The organism is Parasediminibacterium paludis (assembly GCF_042651445.1).
GTDB lineage: Bacteria > Bacteroidota > Bacteroidia > Chitinophagales > Chitinophagaceae > Parasediminibacterium > Parasediminibacterium paludis.
In genome coordinates, this window is the sequence record NZ_JBHSDC010000029.1 from 278,794 (window position 1) to 294,861 (window position 16,068).

Annotated in this window: 17 protein-coding genes; 7 read left to right on the forward strand and 10 right to left on the reverse strand. The window is 38.3% G+C overall.

The annotated features are described in order from the left end of the window. Positions 1-31: 31 nt before the first annotated feature. Positions 32-1,117, forward strand: coding sequence for an AI-2E family transporter (locus ACFOW1_RS15055; protein ID WP_379015409.1), 1,086 nt, complete (start codon positions 32-34; stop codon positions 1,115-1,117). Here the strand turns inward: ACFOW1_RS15055 and ACFOW1_RS15060 are convergent. Then, positions 1,114-2,310, reverse strand: coding sequence for an aspartate aminotransferase family protein (locus ACFOW1_RS15060; RefSeq protein ID WP_379015410.1), 1,197 nt, complete (start codon positions 2,308-2,310; stop codon positions 1,114-1,116). The genes ACFOW1_RS15055 and ACFOW1_RS15060 overlap by 4 nt on opposite strands. Before the next feature lie 162 nt (positions 2,311-2,472). Between ACFOW1_RS15060 and ACFOW1_RS15065 the strand changes: the two genes are divergently transcribed. Then, positions 2,473-3,003 (forward strand): gamma carbonic anhydrase family protein, encoded by a 531-nt coding sequence (locus ACFOW1_RS15065; protein ID WP_379015412.1) that lies wholly within the window; start codon positions 2,473-2,475, stop codon positions 3,001-3,003. Between the two features lie 60 nt (positions 3,004-3,063). Further along, positions 3,064-3,282: a hypothetical protein gene (locus ACFOW1_RS15070; RefSeq protein WP_379015413.1), complete on the forward strand. Its 219-nt coding sequence runs from the start codon at positions 3,064-3,066 to the stop codon at positions 3,280-3,282. Here ACFOW1_RS15070 and rsgA read toward each other — a convergent pair. The 3 genes from rsgA to ACFOW1_RS15085 all read right to left on the reverse strand — a co-directional run bounded on the left by rsgA (position 3,279) and on the right by ACFOW1_RS15085 (position 5,744). Further along, on the reverse strand, positions 3,279-4,208 hold the full coding sequence (gene rsgA, locus ACFOW1_RS15075) for a ribosome small subunit-dependent GTPase A (RefSeq protein WP_379015414.1): 930 nt from the start codon (positions 4,206-4,208) through the stop codon (positions 3,279-3,281). The genes ACFOW1_RS15070 and rsgA overlap by 4 nt on opposite strands. A 395-nt stretch (positions 4,209-4,603) precedes the next feature. Continuing rightward, positions 4,604-4,963 (reverse strand): hypothetical protein, encoded by a 360-nt coding sequence (locus ACFOW1_RS15080; RefSeq protein ID WP_379015416.1) that lies wholly within the window; start codon positions 4,961-4,963, stop codon positions 4,604-4,606. Between the two features lies 1 nt (position 4,964). Continuing rightward, positions 4,965-5,744 (reverse strand): SDR family NAD(P)-dependent oxidoreductase, encoded by a 780-nt coding sequence (locus ACFOW1_RS15085; protein WP_379015417.1) that lies wholly within the window; start codon positions 5,742-5,744, stop codon positions 4,965-4,967. 111 nt (positions 5,745-5,855) lie between these two features. Here ACFOW1_RS15085 and ACFOW1_RS15090 point away from each other — a divergent pair, with 111 nt between their 5' ends. Next, complete coding sequence (locus tag ACFOW1_RS15090) at positions 5,856-6,218, forward strand: MerR family transcriptional regulator (protein WP_379015419.1); 363 nt, start codon at positions 5,856-5,858, stop codon at positions 6,216-6,218. A gap of 389 nt (positions 6,219-6,607) precedes the next feature. Here the strand turns inward: ACFOW1_RS15090 and ACFOW1_RS15095 are convergent, their stop codons facing one another. Continuing rightward, positions 6,608-8,431, reverse strand: a complete 1,824-nt coding sequence (locus ACFOW1_RS15095) for an acyl-CoA dehydrogenase family protein (protein WP_379015421.1) — start codon at positions 8,429-8,431, stop codon at positions 6,608-6,610. A 57-nt stretch (positions 8,432-8,488) separates the two neighbouring features. Next, on the reverse strand, positions 8,489-8,929 hold the full coding sequence (locus ACFOW1_RS15100) for a MarR family winged helix-turn-helix transcriptional regulator (RefSeq protein ID WP_379015422.1): 441 nt from the start codon (positions 8,927-8,929) through the stop codon (positions 8,489-8,491). 108 nt (positions 8,930-9,037) lie between these two features. Here ACFOW1_RS15100 and ACFOW1_RS15105 point away from each other — a divergent pair, with 108 nt between their 5' ends. After that, positions 9,038-10,177: a glycosyltransferase gene (locus tag ACFOW1_RS15105; protein ID WP_379015423.1), complete on the forward strand. Its 1,140-nt coding sequence runs from the start codon at positions 9,038-9,040 to the stop codon at positions 10,175-10,177. Positions 10,178-10,382: 205 nt separating this feature from the next. Further along, positions 10,383-11,462 carry an ABC transporter permease gene (locus tag ACFOW1_RS15110; RefSeq protein WP_379015424.1) on the forward strand — a complete coding sequence of 360 codons (1,080 nt, stop codon included), beginning with the start codon at positions 10,383-10,385 and terminating at the stop codon, positions 11,460-11,462. A gap of 100 nt (positions 11,463-11,562) precedes the next feature. Here the strand turns inward: ACFOW1_RS15110 and fabD are convergent, their stop codons facing one another. Further along, positions 11,563-12,456: an ACP S-malonyltransferase gene (fabD, locus tag ACFOW1_RS15115; RefSeq protein ID WP_379015425.1), complete on the reverse strand. Its 894-nt coding sequence runs from the start codon at positions 12,454-12,456 to the stop codon at positions 11,563-11,565. Between the two features lie 120 nt (positions 12,457-12,576). On the opposite strand from fabD, the gene recO reads away from it, so the two are divergent. Then, the gene (recO, locus tag ACFOW1_RS15120) at positions 12,577-13,317 is read left to right on the forward strand and encodes a DNA repair protein RecO (RefSeq protein WP_379015427.1); all 741 of its coding nucleotides are present in this window, start codon (positions 12,577-12,579) and stop codon (positions 13,315-13,317) included. Here recO and ACFOW1_RS15125 read toward each other — a convergent pair. The 3 genes from ACFOW1_RS15125 to ACFOW1_RS15135 all read right to left on the reverse strand — a co-directional run bounded on the left by ACFOW1_RS15125 (position 13,292) and on the right by ACFOW1_RS15135 (position 16,061). Next, positions 13,292-13,600 (reverse strand): hypothetical protein, encoded by a 309-nt coding sequence (locus ACFOW1_RS15125; protein WP_379015428.1) that lies wholly within the window; start codon positions 13,598-13,600, stop codon positions 13,292-13,294. The two genes, recO and ACFOW1_RS15125, sit on opposite strands and share 26 nt — an antisense overlap. Before the next feature lie 113 nt (positions 13,601-13,713). Further along, positions 13,714-14,898, reverse strand: coding sequence for an amidohydrolase family protein (locus ACFOW1_RS15130; RefSeq protein WP_379015430.1), 1,185 nt, complete (start codon positions 14,896-14,898; stop codon positions 13,714-13,716). A gap of 68 nt (positions 14,899-14,966) precedes the next feature. Continuing rightward, positions 14,967-16,061, reverse strand: coding sequence for a mechanosensitive ion channel family protein (locus ACFOW1_RS15135; RefSeq protein WP_379015432.1), 1,095 nt, complete (start codon positions 16,059-16,061; stop codon positions 14,967-14,969). Positions 16,062-16,068: the final 7 nt, after the last annotated feature.

A 16,068-nucleotide genomic window follows, 5' to 3' on the forward strand; every position in this document is an offset into this window, starting at 1 on the left:
TTTTGCATAAATCGTACCAAACACAATTTACATGGAAAATAATCAGGACTATAAAATCAATCGCTATTTCTTTTTAGCAGTAATCATTGTTTTTGGCGCAGTATTACTTTGGTCGTTAATGGAATTTTTTACAGCGTTTCTAGCTGCGGTCATGTTTTATGTATTGAGTAAACCATTGATATATTGGTTGGGCAAACAATGGAATTGGAAGCGCAATAAAGCGGCGATTTTAGTGATTATCCTGTCGTTCTTTATTATCCTTTTGCCCATAGGGATCTTTGCGACAATGATTTATAGCAAAGTGATACAAGTGGCAGCAAAACCCGATGAAATCATAAAACCTATCAAGCATTTTGGTGACATCATACAACAGCGCTTTGGCGTAAATATTATCTCGGTAGAAAGCTTAGCCAAGATTCAAAGCTTCGGAACGCAAATCGTGTCTACTGTGTTAAATGGTAGTTTTAATTTTTTCACGACCATCAGCATGATGTATTTTTTTCTGTATTTTATGATTGTTAATGCAGGCAGACTGGAAGCGGCTTTAATATTGTATTTGCCCTTTAAGCGTAATAAAATGGCGCTTTTTGGCGACGAATTAAAAGCCCAAACCTTTAGCAATGCGGTAGGTGTACCGTTAATATGTGTGATGCATGGTTTACTCGCTTTTTTGGCTTATTTCATTGCTGGCGTCAGCGATGCAGGCTTTTGGGCAGTGGTTACTGGTTTTGCTTCTGTTATTCCTCTAGTGGGAACAGGCTTAATTTGGCTACCCACCAGTATTTATTTATTGGCGCAAGGTCATACTTGGCAGGGTATTTTTGTCATCGTTTGGGGCTTATTGGTAATTGGTACGAGTGATAATGTGATCCGTTTTGTATTGGCCAAACGGATGGCCGATGTGCATCCTATTGTCACCGTCTTGGGGGTGATTATCGGGTTAAGGTCGTTTGGGATTACAGGTTTAATTTTTGGTCCCTTGATTATTTCTTATTTTCTAATTCTTCTTAAAATTTATTACGTAGAGTACCAAAAGCCAGAAACAGACCGTAAACGAACGCTCTTGCCAAGTTATTTACAGTTTAAGCCTTCAAATACCAAACGAAAACAAGACTAGTGTGCTTGCTTACTAATGGTGTCAATGGCCGCCACAATGGTGGTACACATAGCAATCAATTCTTCCTTGGTAATAATAAGGGGTGGTGCGATGCGCATGCTTTTATCGTTAAACAAAAACCAATCGCTTATCAAGCCATTGGCAATACAGGCTTTGATCACCGCATGATTGGTGGTAAAACTATCAAACTCAATAGCCATCCACAAGCCAGCGGTACGCACTGCTTGTATCATCGGGTGTTGAATATGTTGTAATAACAGTTGTTCTTTTTCAGCGATAGCAGCAATATAGTTACCTTCCAGCAACACTTGAAAAGCGGCCATTCCCGCTGCACAGCTAACAGGATGCCCCCCAAAAGTAGTAATATGACCTAGCACAGGATTACTGGTTAGCGTACCCATCAGGCGCTTATCAGCGATAAAAGCACCCAATGGCATGCCACCGCCAAGGGCTTTGCCTAAAAGTAAAATATCTGGTACAATGCCATATTGCTCAAAAGCCCACAAGCTACCAGTACGCCCGAAACCTGCCTGAATTTCGTCTAAAATTAATAATACACAATGTGCATGACATTTTTCTCTCACTGCTTGTAACCAAGTCGCAGACGGTTTTACAATGCCAGATTCTGCCTGCACAGTTTCTAAGATAACACAAGCCACACTGCTATCTATGGCAGCAAGCAAATCCTCGCTATCATATTCATAATGGTAAATATTTGGTAAAAGCGGCCTAAAAGCGGTTTTAAAATACTCATCGCCCATCACACTCAATGCACCTTGTGTGCTCCCATGGTAGGCTTTTTTACAACTAATAATCTTGCTTCGATTGGTAATGCGCTTCGCCAATTTCATGGCACCTTCAGTGGCTTCTGCACCGCTATTGGTAAAGTACACGCAGTTGAGGGAAGGTGGTAAATATGCTGTCAGCAAAGTGGCATATGCTACTTGCGGTTGCTGAATATATTCGCCATACACAATCAAGTGCATATACTGAGCGGCTTGCTCCTGAACGGCCGCCACTACTTTAGGATGACTGTGCCCAATATTGGCAACACTAAAACCACTGATCATATCAAGATAGCGCTTGCCATGGCTATCATAAAGCCAAATACCCTCAGCCTTTGCCATTTCTAAGCCGATAGGTGCTTCAGATGTTTGGGCTACATGGTTTAAAAATTGGTTACGAAGCGACATGGTAGTTTGAAATTTGGGATTTGTAGTTGCCAGTTTAACACAATAAAAACGTATAAGATAACAAAGTTAACTTAGGAAATAGTTACTACCCTTTCTATTCATGCGATAATCATTTTTTCTAGCTACTTTTAACTTCAATCTTCAAATTAAAAATTAAATCACATGGCTTATATACTTACCGTACTGGATAAAACACCTGCTTTTGGCACCAATTGTTTTGTAGCGCCCAATGCTACTATTGTGGGTGATGTCGTAACAGGTGATGATTGTAGTGTATGGTTTAATGCCGTGATTCGTGGCGATGTTAATACCATTACCTTGGGTAATAAGGTGAATGTACAAGATGGGGCAGTGATACATTGTACTTATTTGAAAAACCCAACAGTGATTGGCAACAATGTATCGATAGGACACAACGCACTAGTACATGGTTGTACCATAAAAGACAATGTACTAATTGGGATGGGGGCAATTGTGATGGATAGATGTATTATCAATAGCAATGCGATTATTGCTGCTGGCGCAGTAGTTACCGAAGGTACCGTGGTAGAAGCAGGTACCATTTACGCTGGTGTACCAGCAAAAAAAATAAAAGAGATTTCTAAAGAATTAATTAGTGGCGAAATAGATAGAATAGCCAATAATTATGTGAAATATGCCAGTTGGTTTGAAGCATATAATGAGAACAAATAAAGTATTTTCGCTGTTAACACTGAAAGGTTAGCGATTAATGAAACATACATACCTACCAATATGAAGCAGATACTGACTGCCTTCGCCCTAATAATCTGCTTAGCAAGCTGTAGCATTTTTCGCAAACGACCTTATGTACCACCTATTGGTGCAGAGAAAATTTTTGCTTTGCAACAGCCGGGCTACAAGCCTAAAACACCCTATGAAAAAGCAGAATACAAAGCCATGCTAAAGCAGTTGAAAAGAGATAGAAAGCTCGCTAAAAAGCAGCAAGGTTAAGACCAAGTCTTTTCTTCAATGGTATCCAATATTTTTAGATAATTCGCATATCGATCTATCGATATGGTACTGTCGTTCACGGCGTCTTTAATGGCACAATCTAGCTCGTTGGTGTGCATACAATTATTGTATTTGCAATTATTAAGCAAAGCATTCATTTCAGGGAAATAGCCACTCAATTCTTGCTTCGTAATATCTACCAAACCTAGTTCTCTGATGCCAGGTGTATCTATAATTTTACCGCCAAAGGGTAGGTCAAACATTTCAGCAAAAGTGGTGGTATGCAAGCCTTTTCCGCTCCAGTCGCTTACTTCTTGTGTGCGTAAATCTAGCTCAGGAAAAATCGCATTAATAAAAGTAGATTTACCCACGCCACTATGCCCACTCAATAAAGTAGTTTTATCGTGCATTAAGGTTTTGATGGCATCTAAACCTGTACCTTTTTGTACGCTAGCCAATATCACGGTATAGCCAATGGCTTCATAAATAGCTTTGAGTTCAGCAAAGCGGTCAAGCTCTTTTTTGCCATAGGTATCGGCCTTGTTAAATACAATAATGGCAGGTAAATGATACATTTCACAGGCAATCAAAAAGCGGTCGATAAAACCAGTAGATGTTTTAGGATCTTTGAGGGTGGCAAACAGTAGGCTTTGGTCAAGATTAGAGGAAATTATATGATGTTTATTTTTGTTGTGTGGACTAAGGCGCGCCACATAATTTCTACGGTCATAAATATTGGTAATCGTGCCAGTATCTTCCAGCTCGTTTTCCATCTCTACATCCACTTCATCACCCACAGCAATGGGATTGGTAGACGTAAGCCCATCAATTTTAAACACGCCTTTGATACGTGCATTCAATACCCGCCCCGCTTCAGTTTTGACGATATACCAGCTACCTGTACTCTTATACACTAATGCTTTCATTACTGCGAAGATAACTATTAACCAAGCTTTATAATAAAACAGCAACAGGGCCGATGGGCGTTTTTCTTTGCATGGCAGTCTGTTGGCTGCCTTATTGGAAGCAATTGCCAGCATGAGGATGAGTAGGTGATTGATCGAATTTCTGTACGAGGTCTGAGAATTTGTTACAAGATCAAAAAGCAATCCAACACAAATCATTCCCGAAGTATCGCAATCATGCAATGTTTGGTCGCAAGCAAGCACCACACAGGTAAACAACCCACAAGCACCTTAAGCAAAACAACCATTAAAGCTACAATAAATGATGATATCACATGAATTTGCGTTGACAAATACCATTTATATTTAATAATTATACAATGCTTGTTGGCGCTTTTAGAAGGCCTACTTTCTATTTACGGTTGATAACGCTTCAAAGTGGCATAAGTCCAGAGGCCACCAACCAAATCAACACTACCAATGACTGCCAACATCAAAGATTGATGGAACACAAACACAAAAACAATGGTCATCAAAAAGAAAAATAACCTGCCAATAACGGTGGCCTGATAAAAAGCCATTTGATGGTGTGCAGACGCATAGAAATAATAAATGCCAGTGGTAAAAGTGAATAGCCCCAGCATTCTAATCCAAATGTCTTTGGTGTCTGCAAAACCAAACCAATGTAGAAGAAGATTGGGTACCAATACAAGCCCTAGCCCCATTAAAAATAGGTAGAAGCTATAAACACGTATGGAAATTGCAGTTTGGGTCATGTCATTTTGATTTGTCTTGAATTTTTCGCGTGATGGTGACTACCAATGCTCTTGGTGTAAAGCGCACCGATTGAGCCATTATCCAATTCATAAAACCATGGATAGCAACAGTTTTGCCTTTTAGCATAGCTGCGTAGCCATACGCGGCAACGGCTTTGGAACTAGGTAATTTTTTCCCTTTTACCAAATTGCTGTCCTCCATCGCAGCAACTGCCTGAAAGCCACTCTCTGTTGCGCCCGGGCAAAGCGTGGTCACGGTAACGCCTTTGTCTCTTACTTCATTATCTACAGCCTCAGAAAAACTAAGTACATAAGCTTTGGTAGCAAAATACACCGCCATGGTGGGGCCAGACTGAAAGGCAGCTGTAGACGCCACATTCATGATTTTACCTTGTTTACGTGCCACCATATCCTGCAAGTACAGTTGGGTTAAATGCGTCAGAGTGGTCATATTTAAATTAATCATTTGCAGTGTTTTGTTCCAATCCGCATCTACAAACATGCCATAATCACCAAAGCCTGCATTGTTAATTAAGTAGTCTATTTGAATATTTTGCTGAGACGTTTCAGCATAGACTTCTTGGGCTGCATTGAGTACAGATAAGTCTTTTCCTATGGTGTACACTTTTATGTTGTACTGATGTTCAAGCGTAGTTTTTAGTGCATCTAGCTTTTCCTTACTTCTTGCTACTAAAACCAAATCGCCACCTTTTGAAGCATGGATATTGGCTAGTTCTAAACCAATACCGTTGGATGCGCCTGTAATAAGTGCTGTTGCCATAATGAATGATTTTGATGATTGGTTACAAAAATAGCGGGATACGTTTATACCCACAACCTTAGAGTATAGTCTATACTTGTAGTTTATTTTTCAACAGTGTATCTTTGCAAAATGTTAATAAACGAATTAGCGAAACAAACAGGTATCACTGTGCATACCATTCGGTTTTACGAAAAATCAGGCTTGATAAAAGGGAAACGCGATCAACAGGTAACGTCTAACAATTATTTTCATTACGATGAAGAAACAGTTGAGAAATTAGCATTAATAAAAGATGCGAAATCAGTAGGGTTTACCATTAGTGAAATTGGCCAATTGATGGATGCTTGGTACAACAACCAAATAACAATGGCTGAAAAATTGGCTGTATTAGATGAGAAACTAGCAGCTATTGAAGACCGTATCAAACAACTAAAGGGCATGAAAAAAATGATCAGTCAATTTAAGAAAGATGTAATAGAAGACAATTGTTAATACGACGGTTCATCCTTCGTAGGTAAGGTATGTATAAGGCATAGATACAGTATAGATAAAGTATAGATAAGGTATAGATGAGGTATAGATAAAGTATGAAATAGCTCATATACAGGTATAAATAAAGTTACCAAAAAATGGTAGCTCTACCCCAAAGCTTTGAATAAATCTCAAAACAAAATCAGATAAAGTAAAGTAGTGATGGTAACCAAAATGGCTAACCGTATAGTTAATATTGTCTGTTGATGATCCCCCTCGCCATTGCATTCACTTTTCCCACCTTAAGGAATAATATGGGTGCTACTAGCTTCGCCTCACAGTACCAGAGATCATAAAAAAAGCGACTAGTTGTTACACTAGCCGCTTCTATAAATAGTTGTACGAGTATCTTAAAAGCTGTATTTATTATCTGCTATCATCTTAGCAGCGATGCGTCTTCTAGCATCTTTACTATTAAATGGTTCTACCTTGGTAAAGCGTTTTAAGCCTATATGCATCATGCGTAGTTCATCGCCCTCAGCAAAGCTGTTAAGTGCATCTTTGCCCGCTTTATTAATCTTATCGGCAGCATCGTAAATATAGGTTTTTACAATATCTGCTTGTAGAGTAGTAGTGGCTTCGCCGTTTCTGTCGGCCAGTTTCATTAATCGTAGCAAAGCACTTTCAGCGTGGAAAGTTTCAATAGCCATATCTGCTATGTTCATCAGAACTTCTTGCTCTTTATCTAAGCTCATCATCAGCTTTTGCACCGCAGCACCTGCTACCATTAAAATAGCCTTTTTAAAGTTGGTAATATATTTTAATTCTTTTGCAAAAGCCCCTTCGTCTTCGCTACCAAAGTCAGGAATACTCATCAGTTCTTTCTGTACGTTCATTGCAGGGCCCATCAAGTCTAGCTTGCCTTTCATGGCACGTTTAAGTACCATGTCAACCGTTAATAGGCGGTTAATCTCGTTTGTACCTTCATAAATACGATTGATACGGCTATCTCTATAAGCTTTACTAATTAAGTATTCATCGCTAAAGCCATTACCACCATGTATTTGTACGCCTTCATCTACTACAAAGTCAAGCATTTCGCTACCATATACTTTTAGCATTGCACACTCAATGGCAAATTCTTCGGCTGCGCCTAAAAGGGCTTTGTTAAATGGTGTGCCACTTGCTTCAAGGGCTTTTTCGGTGTCGTCTATCCACTTCGCTGTTCGATACAAGGCACTTTCGCATACCCATAGCTTAATGCACATATCGGCTAGCTTGTGCCTAATAGCACCAAACTTAGAAATAGGTAGTTTAAACTGTTCTCTTGTATTGGCATATTGCACACTTGTATCGGCAGCACGCTTAGCACCACCAAGGGTGGCGGCATCTAGCTTCAAGCGACCAATGTTTAAGATATTAAAAGCAATAATATGTCCTTTGCCAATCTCGCCTAACAGATTTTCGACTGGTACTTTGCAGTCTTGAAAATATAATTGCACAGTAGAAGAACCTTTAATGCCCATTTTGTGCTCTTCTGGTCCTTGAGTAAAGCCTTCAAAACCACGCTCTACTATAAAACCTGTGAATTTATCGCCATCAATTTTGGCAAATACGGTGTACACATCTGCAAAACCACCATTGGTAATCCAACATTTTTGTCCATTTAGTAAGTAGTATTTACCATCTTCACTGAGTACAGCCGTGGTTTTTGCACTAAGAGCATCGCTACCGCTATTGGGTTCGGTAAGCCCATAAGCACCTTTCCATTCGCCACTTGCTAGCTTTGGTATGTATTTCTGTTTTTGTTCCTCGGTACCGAAGTACAAAATAGGTAACGAGCCAATGCCTGTATGTGCAGCAATAGCTACGCTAAACGAGTAGCCACCACCAAGACCTTCGTTCACAATGGTAGAAGTAATAAAATCTTTACCCAAGCCACCCAAACTTTCAGGAAAAGAGGTAGATAATAAACCCTGTTCTCCTGCTTTTTCCATCAGCGAAGGCATCAAACCTGGCTCCATTTTATCTATGCGATCTAGTATTGGGTCTATCTCAGTATGTAAAAACTGGTGACACATATCCTTCACCATGGTTTGTTCCTCATCAAATTCTTCTGGAATGAAAGTATCTTGTGGTAAACTTTCCTTAATAATCCATTCACCACCTTTTAGGGATACCCCTTGCCCTTGTATGGGGGTGAAGAATAATTGAATAATGTGTTGCGTTTTCATATGTTTCGTTTTAATTAGAAGTTACATTAATTACTCCCTATCAGGCGTTGGGTTTATTCAGACCAAATTATCATACACCTGCTGAAATACCTTTTTCACTACTTCAATTTCATCTTTACTTACACCAACCAGCGCTTCGCTCATGGTTTGGTTGGCAAGGTCGATGGTTTGCTGCTGTAAACCTTTTGCATTATCGGTAAGACACACTAAATTAATACGCCTATCGGTTGAAGAAGCAGTCCGCTTCACCAATTGTTGTTTTTCTAAATTGTCTATCAATCTCGTAATACTTGGCTTGTCTCTGAAAGTGCGGTTACACAGTTCCTGTTGACTCAAACAATCTTCTTTCCACAAATGGTATAATACGCTCCATTGTTCTATCGTAATTTCAAGGCCTGCGGTTCTAAAGTTTTTTTGTAAGCGTCGGGCAACGGCGGTACTAGCCATACCGTTTATGACACTATACAATTCTCCTCTTCTAAATTGGTTGTTTGACATATAGTTGTTTATGCAACTAATCAAAGATAGAAACCTTTTTCAAATGCCCAAGCATTTAGTTGTTAAATTTTATGAGGTTTATTGGGGCTAAATTGTTTCTTTGTTACTATGATAGTATTTATCGTTATGATGGTGTTGCTGCTGATAATGTATTTATTTATCATGCTTACCTATCGCCATTGGTTTTTAAAATTAAAGGTGTACCAGCCACAACAGCCACAGCCAAGAACCAATTTTACCATTATTATCCCCGCTCGCAACGAAGCAGCCAACATTGGTAACTGCCTATCTTCTATTTTACAGCAAAACTATCCAAGTGATTTATACGAAATAATCGTAATAGACGATCATTCAACCGACGAAACTGCTGCCATAGTACAAGCATTACAAGCTAGCAATAATAATATACAGCTGATACAATTAGCCGATATTGTATTTGACCAACAACTAAATTCTTATAAAAAGAAAGCTATAGAAACTGCCATAGGCAGAGCTACGAACGATTGGATTGTGACTACTGATGCAGACTGTATCGCCCAACCCAATTGGCTTATTTTGTATAATGATTATATTGTAAGTAACGATGTCGTATTTGTAGGTGCACCCGTTGTATTTACAAACGATGGCTCGGTATTAGCTGCGTTTCAGTGTATAGATTTTATGGCCTTGCAAGGCATTACGGCTGCATCCGTATCGGCGGGCTTTCATGCAATGTGTAATGGTGCCAATTTAGCGTTTAAGAAAACCGTGTTTTACGAGGTAGAAGGGTATAAACACGTAGATAAAATAGCGAGTGGTGATGATATGTTTTTAATGAATAAGATACAAAACAAATACCCAAAACGTATTGGTTTCCTGTATCATCCGCAAGCGGTAATAGCTACTTTGCCGATGCCTACGGTACGTAGTTTTTTAAACCAGCGAATAAGATGGGCTAGTAAAACCAATAGCTATCAAGATATTCGTATTGTAGTAATACTATGGGCTATTTTAATATTAAATATAGGGCTAATGATGATGCCAATATTGGCATTCTGGCAACCAATGGTATTATGGTATTGGTTAGGGCTGCTTGCTACAAAAACCTTTGTAGAGGCTTTATTTGCTTTAGATATTGCGGCTTTTTTTAAAATAGAAATGCGCCCTTGGCACTTGCTATTACAATTTCCCCATATCGTATACACTGCTATGGCAGGTACATTTGGATTATTTGGCAATTATCAGTGGAAAGGGCGAACCGTGAAATAGTTAGGAACGGCTGAACCATTTTTTATCGCTTTCTGGCATCCATGCATAAATAATCATAGCAACCATTACAATCAATAAAATTGGTAGAAGTAGCATGTTTTTCATGTTATTTATTTTTATGTTTGACTTGTTCCGTGAATTATCGTTTAAATCATTCAAAAAAATTTGTTAGCGTAAATTTTTAATAAGCAATTATCTTCATCTTGTGCAAAAAATTAAAAATAATAGTGCTTTCAGTAAACGCCTTTTTAAAAAGAAAGGCGCTACAATTGGTTTGATACTAATCGTAATTAATTTGCTGCTTGCCGTATTCGCTTATTTTTTAGCCCCAGATAATTCTAGTAATGCTAACCGTATAATTCCTCAAATAGGTAGTAAACAACCTGGTTTTAGCATAGAATTTTTAAGAATACCCAAAGAGCAACAAGTGCATACCTCTTTTTTCACGCAATTGTTTAATGGTACTATCGATAATGTACAGTTTGTACCAGTAGCTAGCTATGCTATAAAAAGTGATAGTCTAGTGTACGAGCAATTTGTAGATGATGGTATTACAGAGCGCAAAACCATAAAAAATAGCATAATTATTAGTCAAAATATTACGAAACAAACCTATTTTTTAGGTACTGATAAATTTGGTAGAGATATTTTAAGCAGGCTAATTGTAGGTACAAGAGTGAGCCTTGGTGTGGGTTTAATTGCGGTGCTTATTTCCTTATCAATAGGTATTTTCTTAGGGGCAATAGCTGGCTATTTTAAAGGTTGGGTAGATGATACGGTGATGTGGTTTACCAATGTTATTTGGAGCATTCCTACGTTGTTATTGGTATTTGCCATTACCTTGGTATTGGGAAAAGGTTTTTGGCAAGTATTTATTGCTGTAGGTTTAACCATGTGGGTAAATGTGGCCCGTCTGGTACGTGGGCAAGTATTAGCCGTAAGAGAATTAGAATACATAGAAGCCACAAGGGCGCTTGGTTATAGCCATACAAGAACCATTGTAAAACATATTTTGCCCAATATTTTGGGTCCCGTAATGGTAATTGCGGCTAGTAATTTTGCCTCGGCCATAGTGATAGAAGCGGGGTTAAGTTTTTTAGGCGTAGGCGTACAGCCGCCACAGCCTAGTTGGGGGTTAATGATAAAAGAGAATTACAACTTTATTATTACACACAACCCTATGTTGGCTTTAGCCCCAGGCATTGCCATTATGCAACTAGTGCTAGCTTTTAACTTATTAGGCAATGGCCTAAGAGATGCTTTGAATGTAAAAGCTAAGTTATAGGGGCATCACATAAGTATATGCGTTTGTGCTAATGCAATAAAAAAGGTTACTTAACTGATAAAGTAACCTTTTTATTGATAATTATATAGATTTAATAAAATCAGTTTACACCAGCAACCACAGACTCTTTGTGTATTTTCTGCACCAAACCTTGTAATACTTTACCCGGACCTACTTCTGTAAAGTTAGTAGCACCGTCTGCCACCATGGCTTGTACACTTTGTGTCCAGCGAACAGCACCAGTCAATTGGTCAATTAGGTTTTGCTTGATTTCTAAAGGATTGGTAACGGCTTCTGCCACCACATTTTGATACACAGGGCAAGTAGGCATATTGAAAGTTGTTGCTTCAATAGCAGCGGCTAATTCGGCTTTTGCAGGTGCCATTAATGGGCTGTGAAACGCACCACCAACAGGTAATACCAACGCACGTTTTGCGCCAGCAGCTTTCAAACGTTCGCAAGCTATTTCTATGCCTTTTAATGAGCCACTAATTACCAATTGGCCAGGACAATTATAGTTAGCAGCTACTACTATTTCGCCAGTTTCTGCTTGTATTGCTGCGCAAATGTCTTCTACTTTATCATCGGCTAAAGCCAAAACTGCCGCCATGGTAGAAGGGTTTATTTCACAAGCTTTTTGCATGGCATTGGCACGAATACTTACGAGCTTTAAAGCATCTTCAAATGCTAGCGTACCATTTGCCACCAATGCCGAAAACTCACCTAAAGAGTGACCAGCTACCATATCGGGTGTAGCACCATCAATAGTTTTGTAGGCAATAACTGAATGTAAAAACACGGCAGGCTGTGTAACATTGGTTTGCTTAAGGGCTTCATCGGTACCAGTAAACATAATGTTGCTGATAGAAAAGCCTAAAATATCGTTTGCTTGTTCAAATAATGTTTTGGCTAAAGGGTTTGTCTCGAATAGATTTTTACCCATGCCACTGAACTGAGAACCTTGACCAGGGAAAATAAAAGCTTGTTTACTCATAAAAAAAATTGAGGAACAAAAGTAAGGGAGTAGCTTGCAATATTTGTGACTGAAATGATTTGAATGATAGCAATGATGGCTTGAATTTGCTCATTTACAAATAAGAAAGTATCGTTAATTATGCAACTACATAATACCAAAGGCATCGTGCTGCGCACTGTAAAATATGGCGATACAAGTGTCATTGCGACTGTTTACACTGAACTGTTTGGTGTGCAGAGTTATTTGGTAAAAGGCGTGCGTCAATCGTCTAAAAAGTCGCAAGGAAAAGCGAGTTATTTTCAACCTGCGTCTATGTTAGATATGACGGTTTATCATAATGTGCAAAAACATTTACAATTTGTAAAAGACTATTCTTGGGCTTATTTGTACGAAACAGTTTTATTTGACGTAGTAAAAAATACGGTAGCCTTGTACGTGGTAGAGTTGTTGCAACATAGCTTAAAAGAACCTGAAGCAAACCCCGAATTATTCTATTTAATTGAAGATACATTAAAGCAATTAGATAGAGGAAATGCCACACTTACGGCGAATTTGCCGCTCTATTTTACACTGCATTTGGCGGGCGAATTGGGCTTTGAATTGCAAGGTGCGTATAGCTTAGAAACACCTGTATTAGATCTTGTAGAGGGTAGATTTACTGAAGATATACCTGTACACCAGCACTATATTTCTGGTGAACTAGCTGCTATCACAAGCGAGCTAACTAACATTCTTTTTTACAATAGCCTTGAAGATATAAAGCTGAATAAAGTAGTTCGCAGACAGTTATCGGATGCGTATTTACTATTTTTATCGCTACATATTAGCGACTTTGGCGAGCTACGAAGTTTGCCTATTTTGCAGGAGATATTGCGTTAGTATTTAAGGTTTCTAAGGGTCTGCGTTTTACTTTCATGAATAAGAATAACAGCCTGATACAACCCACAATGGCTAAGCAAAAGCCGTAATTCATGAGCATATTCTGCCCATCAATATCAAAATTCGTGATGGCTGCTTTTTCGTAAGTGATGGTTAGAAATTTGTTTGGGAAGCCATAAGTGTCTTGTCTAAATAAGAAATCTGTGCCGATATTGGCAGAGAGGGCTGTAACAACAAAGAAGGCGATAGTGGCTAGCAGCACAACTATAGATACTTTCTTCATACAAATAGTTTTTCGTGTATTGGATATTAATCACAAAAATAGTAAAATAATTTACACATGCGCTAGCTTCCGATAATTGTTTAGCTTATTAACGGTTTTTTGACCATTTAATTTTACGCTGGTAAAATAAGTTTCGCTTGGCTATTTGTAGTAATCCCTCCGTTATTACTAAGACTATCTATTAATACAACACCAGGTTGTTTACCTGCATTAAAACTACCCAATTTGCTGGCCATATTCAATGCTTTAGCACCATTAATGGTTGCCCAACTTAATAATTCAGTCAACGGAATGTTTGGAAAATACTGCGAGATGGTTTGTATTTCGCTTAGTATAGACAACTGATGATTACTGGCTAAACTATCTGTGCCCAATACGATATTGCAATTATTTTGCCTGAATAAGTTGATGGGCGGTAGTTGATTTTCGATGTATTGGTTGGCATTGGCGCAAAGGCAAAACACATAGTCTTGCGCTTGTTGACGTAAAAAATCAATATCGGCTTGGCTTGTAAATGTATCGTGTACTAATAATAGTTTTTTGGGCGATTGGATTTGTGGAATAACTGTTTGTAAGCTATTTTGCCCTGATGGTTTGAAGAATGTACTAATATCTGAACCGATGGCTTGGTATAATTTATTAAACAAACCTTCGCCTGTTAAGAAAAATAGATTTTCATCTTTCGTTTCTTGGTTATGAATAGATGAAATATGCTGTGCGGTAACGCTATCAATTAATTGAAATAGTTGTGGTGAAACAGAATAAGGTGCATGAGGAACCATTACAGTACTTTCAGGAAAATGTGTTTTAAAGGCTTGATACACAGCCATAGCCGTTTCAAAACGTACCTGTGCGATGGCTGGCGAAAAGCCACTCACTTCAATAAAATTGTGGTACTGTAAGTTGCCCCTCAACTTTTGAGAAAGCGTTAATGCATTATTACTAATATCGCCCACAGCCACAATGCCATTGTCTTTCATAGCGGCTTCAGCGTTAGCAATTGCTTCTAAAATATCGACTTCGCTACTATGTCTAAGCTGTAAAATATTCAGAATAAAATCTACCAAACCAGTGTGTTCAGGTATCATACCTTTCATGTGGCTGAGTTCTAAATGGCAATGGCAATTAATAAACCCTGGGGTTAGTAAACCCCGAAATTGTTGAATATCATCGCCAGCTTCTGAGGCAGTAGTAATTGTTTCAACCATGCCTTTTTCGTTGGTAATTAATACGGCATCGCTGTTTAATATTTCTGTTCCAGAAAAAAGAAAATCTGCTTGGTATTTTAAAAAGGCCACATGAAAGTTTTTAGGCTGTAAAGTTGCACCGTAATTGGTGTACGATAGCTACTATTTTGGTAAAAGCATTAGGGTTGTTTAATATTGGTGATGCCAACATTTGTACCAGCTAGGATAATATTGTGGGTGCTAAGAAAACTGATAATTTCGAGGTTTATTTTTTCACGCAGCATATTAAAATCTGCCAAAGTTTGATTGATCCTTGTATAATAATTTACCTCGAAAATATGCGCATTTTTACCTGTCTCTTTAAAAAATACTGATATATTCTCAATTTCAGGTTTTCGAAGAATTTGCTGAATGCTCGGCGTAATTATTTGTAATTGTTCAGCGGTAGTCGTCAAGCTAATTTCCAATTGTAAAAAGCCTTTACGTTGGGTGCGAAGGCTGATATTATCTACAATGCTGTCAACCATTTGCTTGTTGGGTACAGATATATAGGTTTTTTCATCGGTTCTAATTCTAGTGCTACGTAAGCCTATTTTTTCGATAGTACCGCTGAATACATTTACTTTAACGTTGTCGCCCACAGTAAATGGCTTATCGAAAAAAATGATGAACGATGCGATTAAATTTTCTAAACTTTCTTTTGTGGCGAGTGCAATGGCTGCACCTGCAATGCTTAAACCAGTAATAAGGTTGCCAATATCTTTATTAAACGAAAAGCGTAGGATGAGTAATACACCCACAATAATGAGAATCGCTTTGAAAAAATCTTTAAAAAAGATGATTAATTGGTTGTCTGTTTGGTCGGCTGTTTGAATAGCTTTCTCGTGCAATACCATAGCCATAAAATCTATAACACGAAGGCATAGCCAAATAAATGATAGAATCAAAGCCATATTACACGCAGCATCTACAATTTGAAACAGCGATATTTTATAAACCTTCACGTTTAACTCAACAGGGTACTGCAATTTATCCAATGCTATAAAGGAAACAAGTAACAGTAAAAACAAATCTAGTGGCGGGATAATAAGATTGACGAAAGCTGCTTTTCGTAGATTTTTATTGCTACGAGATACTAATTTATTGTACAATAAAACAGCACAACGTTTAGAGATAAAACGCTTGAAAATGAGTGCTGCTACAATGCTAAACAGTACTTCTGAATATTGTAAAATGGTATTGCCTAAAAAGCTATAATTTAAAAAGTTGGGCATGGTTGCA

Excerpts from the sequence above, each read along its gene's own strand:
- ACFOW1_RS15055 (WP_379015409.1), top strand. The coding sequence starts at position 32 with ATGGAAAATAATCAGGACTATAAAATCAATCGCTATTTCTTTTTAGCA.
- ACFOW1_RS15060 (WP_379015410.1), bottom strand. The coding sequence starts at position 2,310 with ATGTCGCTTCGTAACCAATTTTTAAACCATGTAGCCCAAACATCTGAA.
- ACFOW1_RS15065 (WP_379015412.1), top strand. The coding sequence starts at position 2,473 with ATGGCTTATATACTTACCGTACTGGATAAAACACCTGCTTTTGGCACC.
- ACFOW1_RS15070 (WP_379015413.1), top strand. The coding sequence starts at position 3,064 with ATGAAGCAGATACTGACTGCCTTCGCCCTAATAATCTGCTTAGCAAGC.
- rsgA (WP_379015414.1), bottom strand. The coding sequence starts at position 4,208 with ATGAAAGCATTAGTGTATAAGAGTACAGGTAGCTGGTATATCGTCAAA.
- ACFOW1_RS15080 (WP_379015416.1), bottom strand. The coding sequence starts at position 4,963 with ATGACCCAAACTGCAATTTCCATACGTGTTTATAGCTTCTACCTATTT.
- ACFOW1_RS15085 (WP_379015417.1), bottom strand. The coding sequence starts at position 5,744 with ATGGCAACAGCACTTATTACAGGCGCATCCAACGGTATTGGTTTAGAA.
- ACFOW1_RS15090 (WP_379015419.1), top strand. The coding sequence starts at position 5,856 with ATGTTAATAAACGAATTAGCGAAACAAACAGGTATCACTGTGCATACC.
- ACFOW1_RS15095 (WP_379015421.1), bottom strand. The coding sequence starts at position 8,431 with ATGAAAACGCAACACATTATTCAATTATTCTTCACCCCCATACAAGGG.
- ACFOW1_RS15100 (WP_379015422.1), bottom strand. The coding sequence starts at position 8,929 with ATGTCAAACAACCAATTTAGAAGAGGAGAATTGTATAGTGTCATAAAC.
- ACFOW1_RS15105 (WP_379015423.1), top strand. The coding sequence starts at position 9,038 with ATGATAGTATTTATCGTTATGATGGTGTTGCTGCTGATAATGTATTTA.
- fabD (WP_379015425.1), bottom strand. The coding sequence starts at position 12,456 with ATGAGTAAACAAGCTTTTATTTTCCCTGGTCAAGGTTCTCAGTTCAGT.
- recO (WP_379015427.1), top strand. The coding sequence starts at position 12,577 with ATGCAACTACATAATACCAAAGGCATCGTGCTGCGCACTGTAAAATAT.
- ACFOW1_RS15125 (WP_379015428.1), bottom strand. The coding sequence starts at position 13,600 with ATGAAGAAAGTATCTATAGTTGTGCTGCTAGCCACTATCGCCTTCTTT.
- ACFOW1_RS15135 (WP_379015432.1), bottom strand. The coding sequence starts at position 16,061 with ATGCCCAACTTTTTAAATTATAGCTTTTTAGGCAATACCATTTTACAA.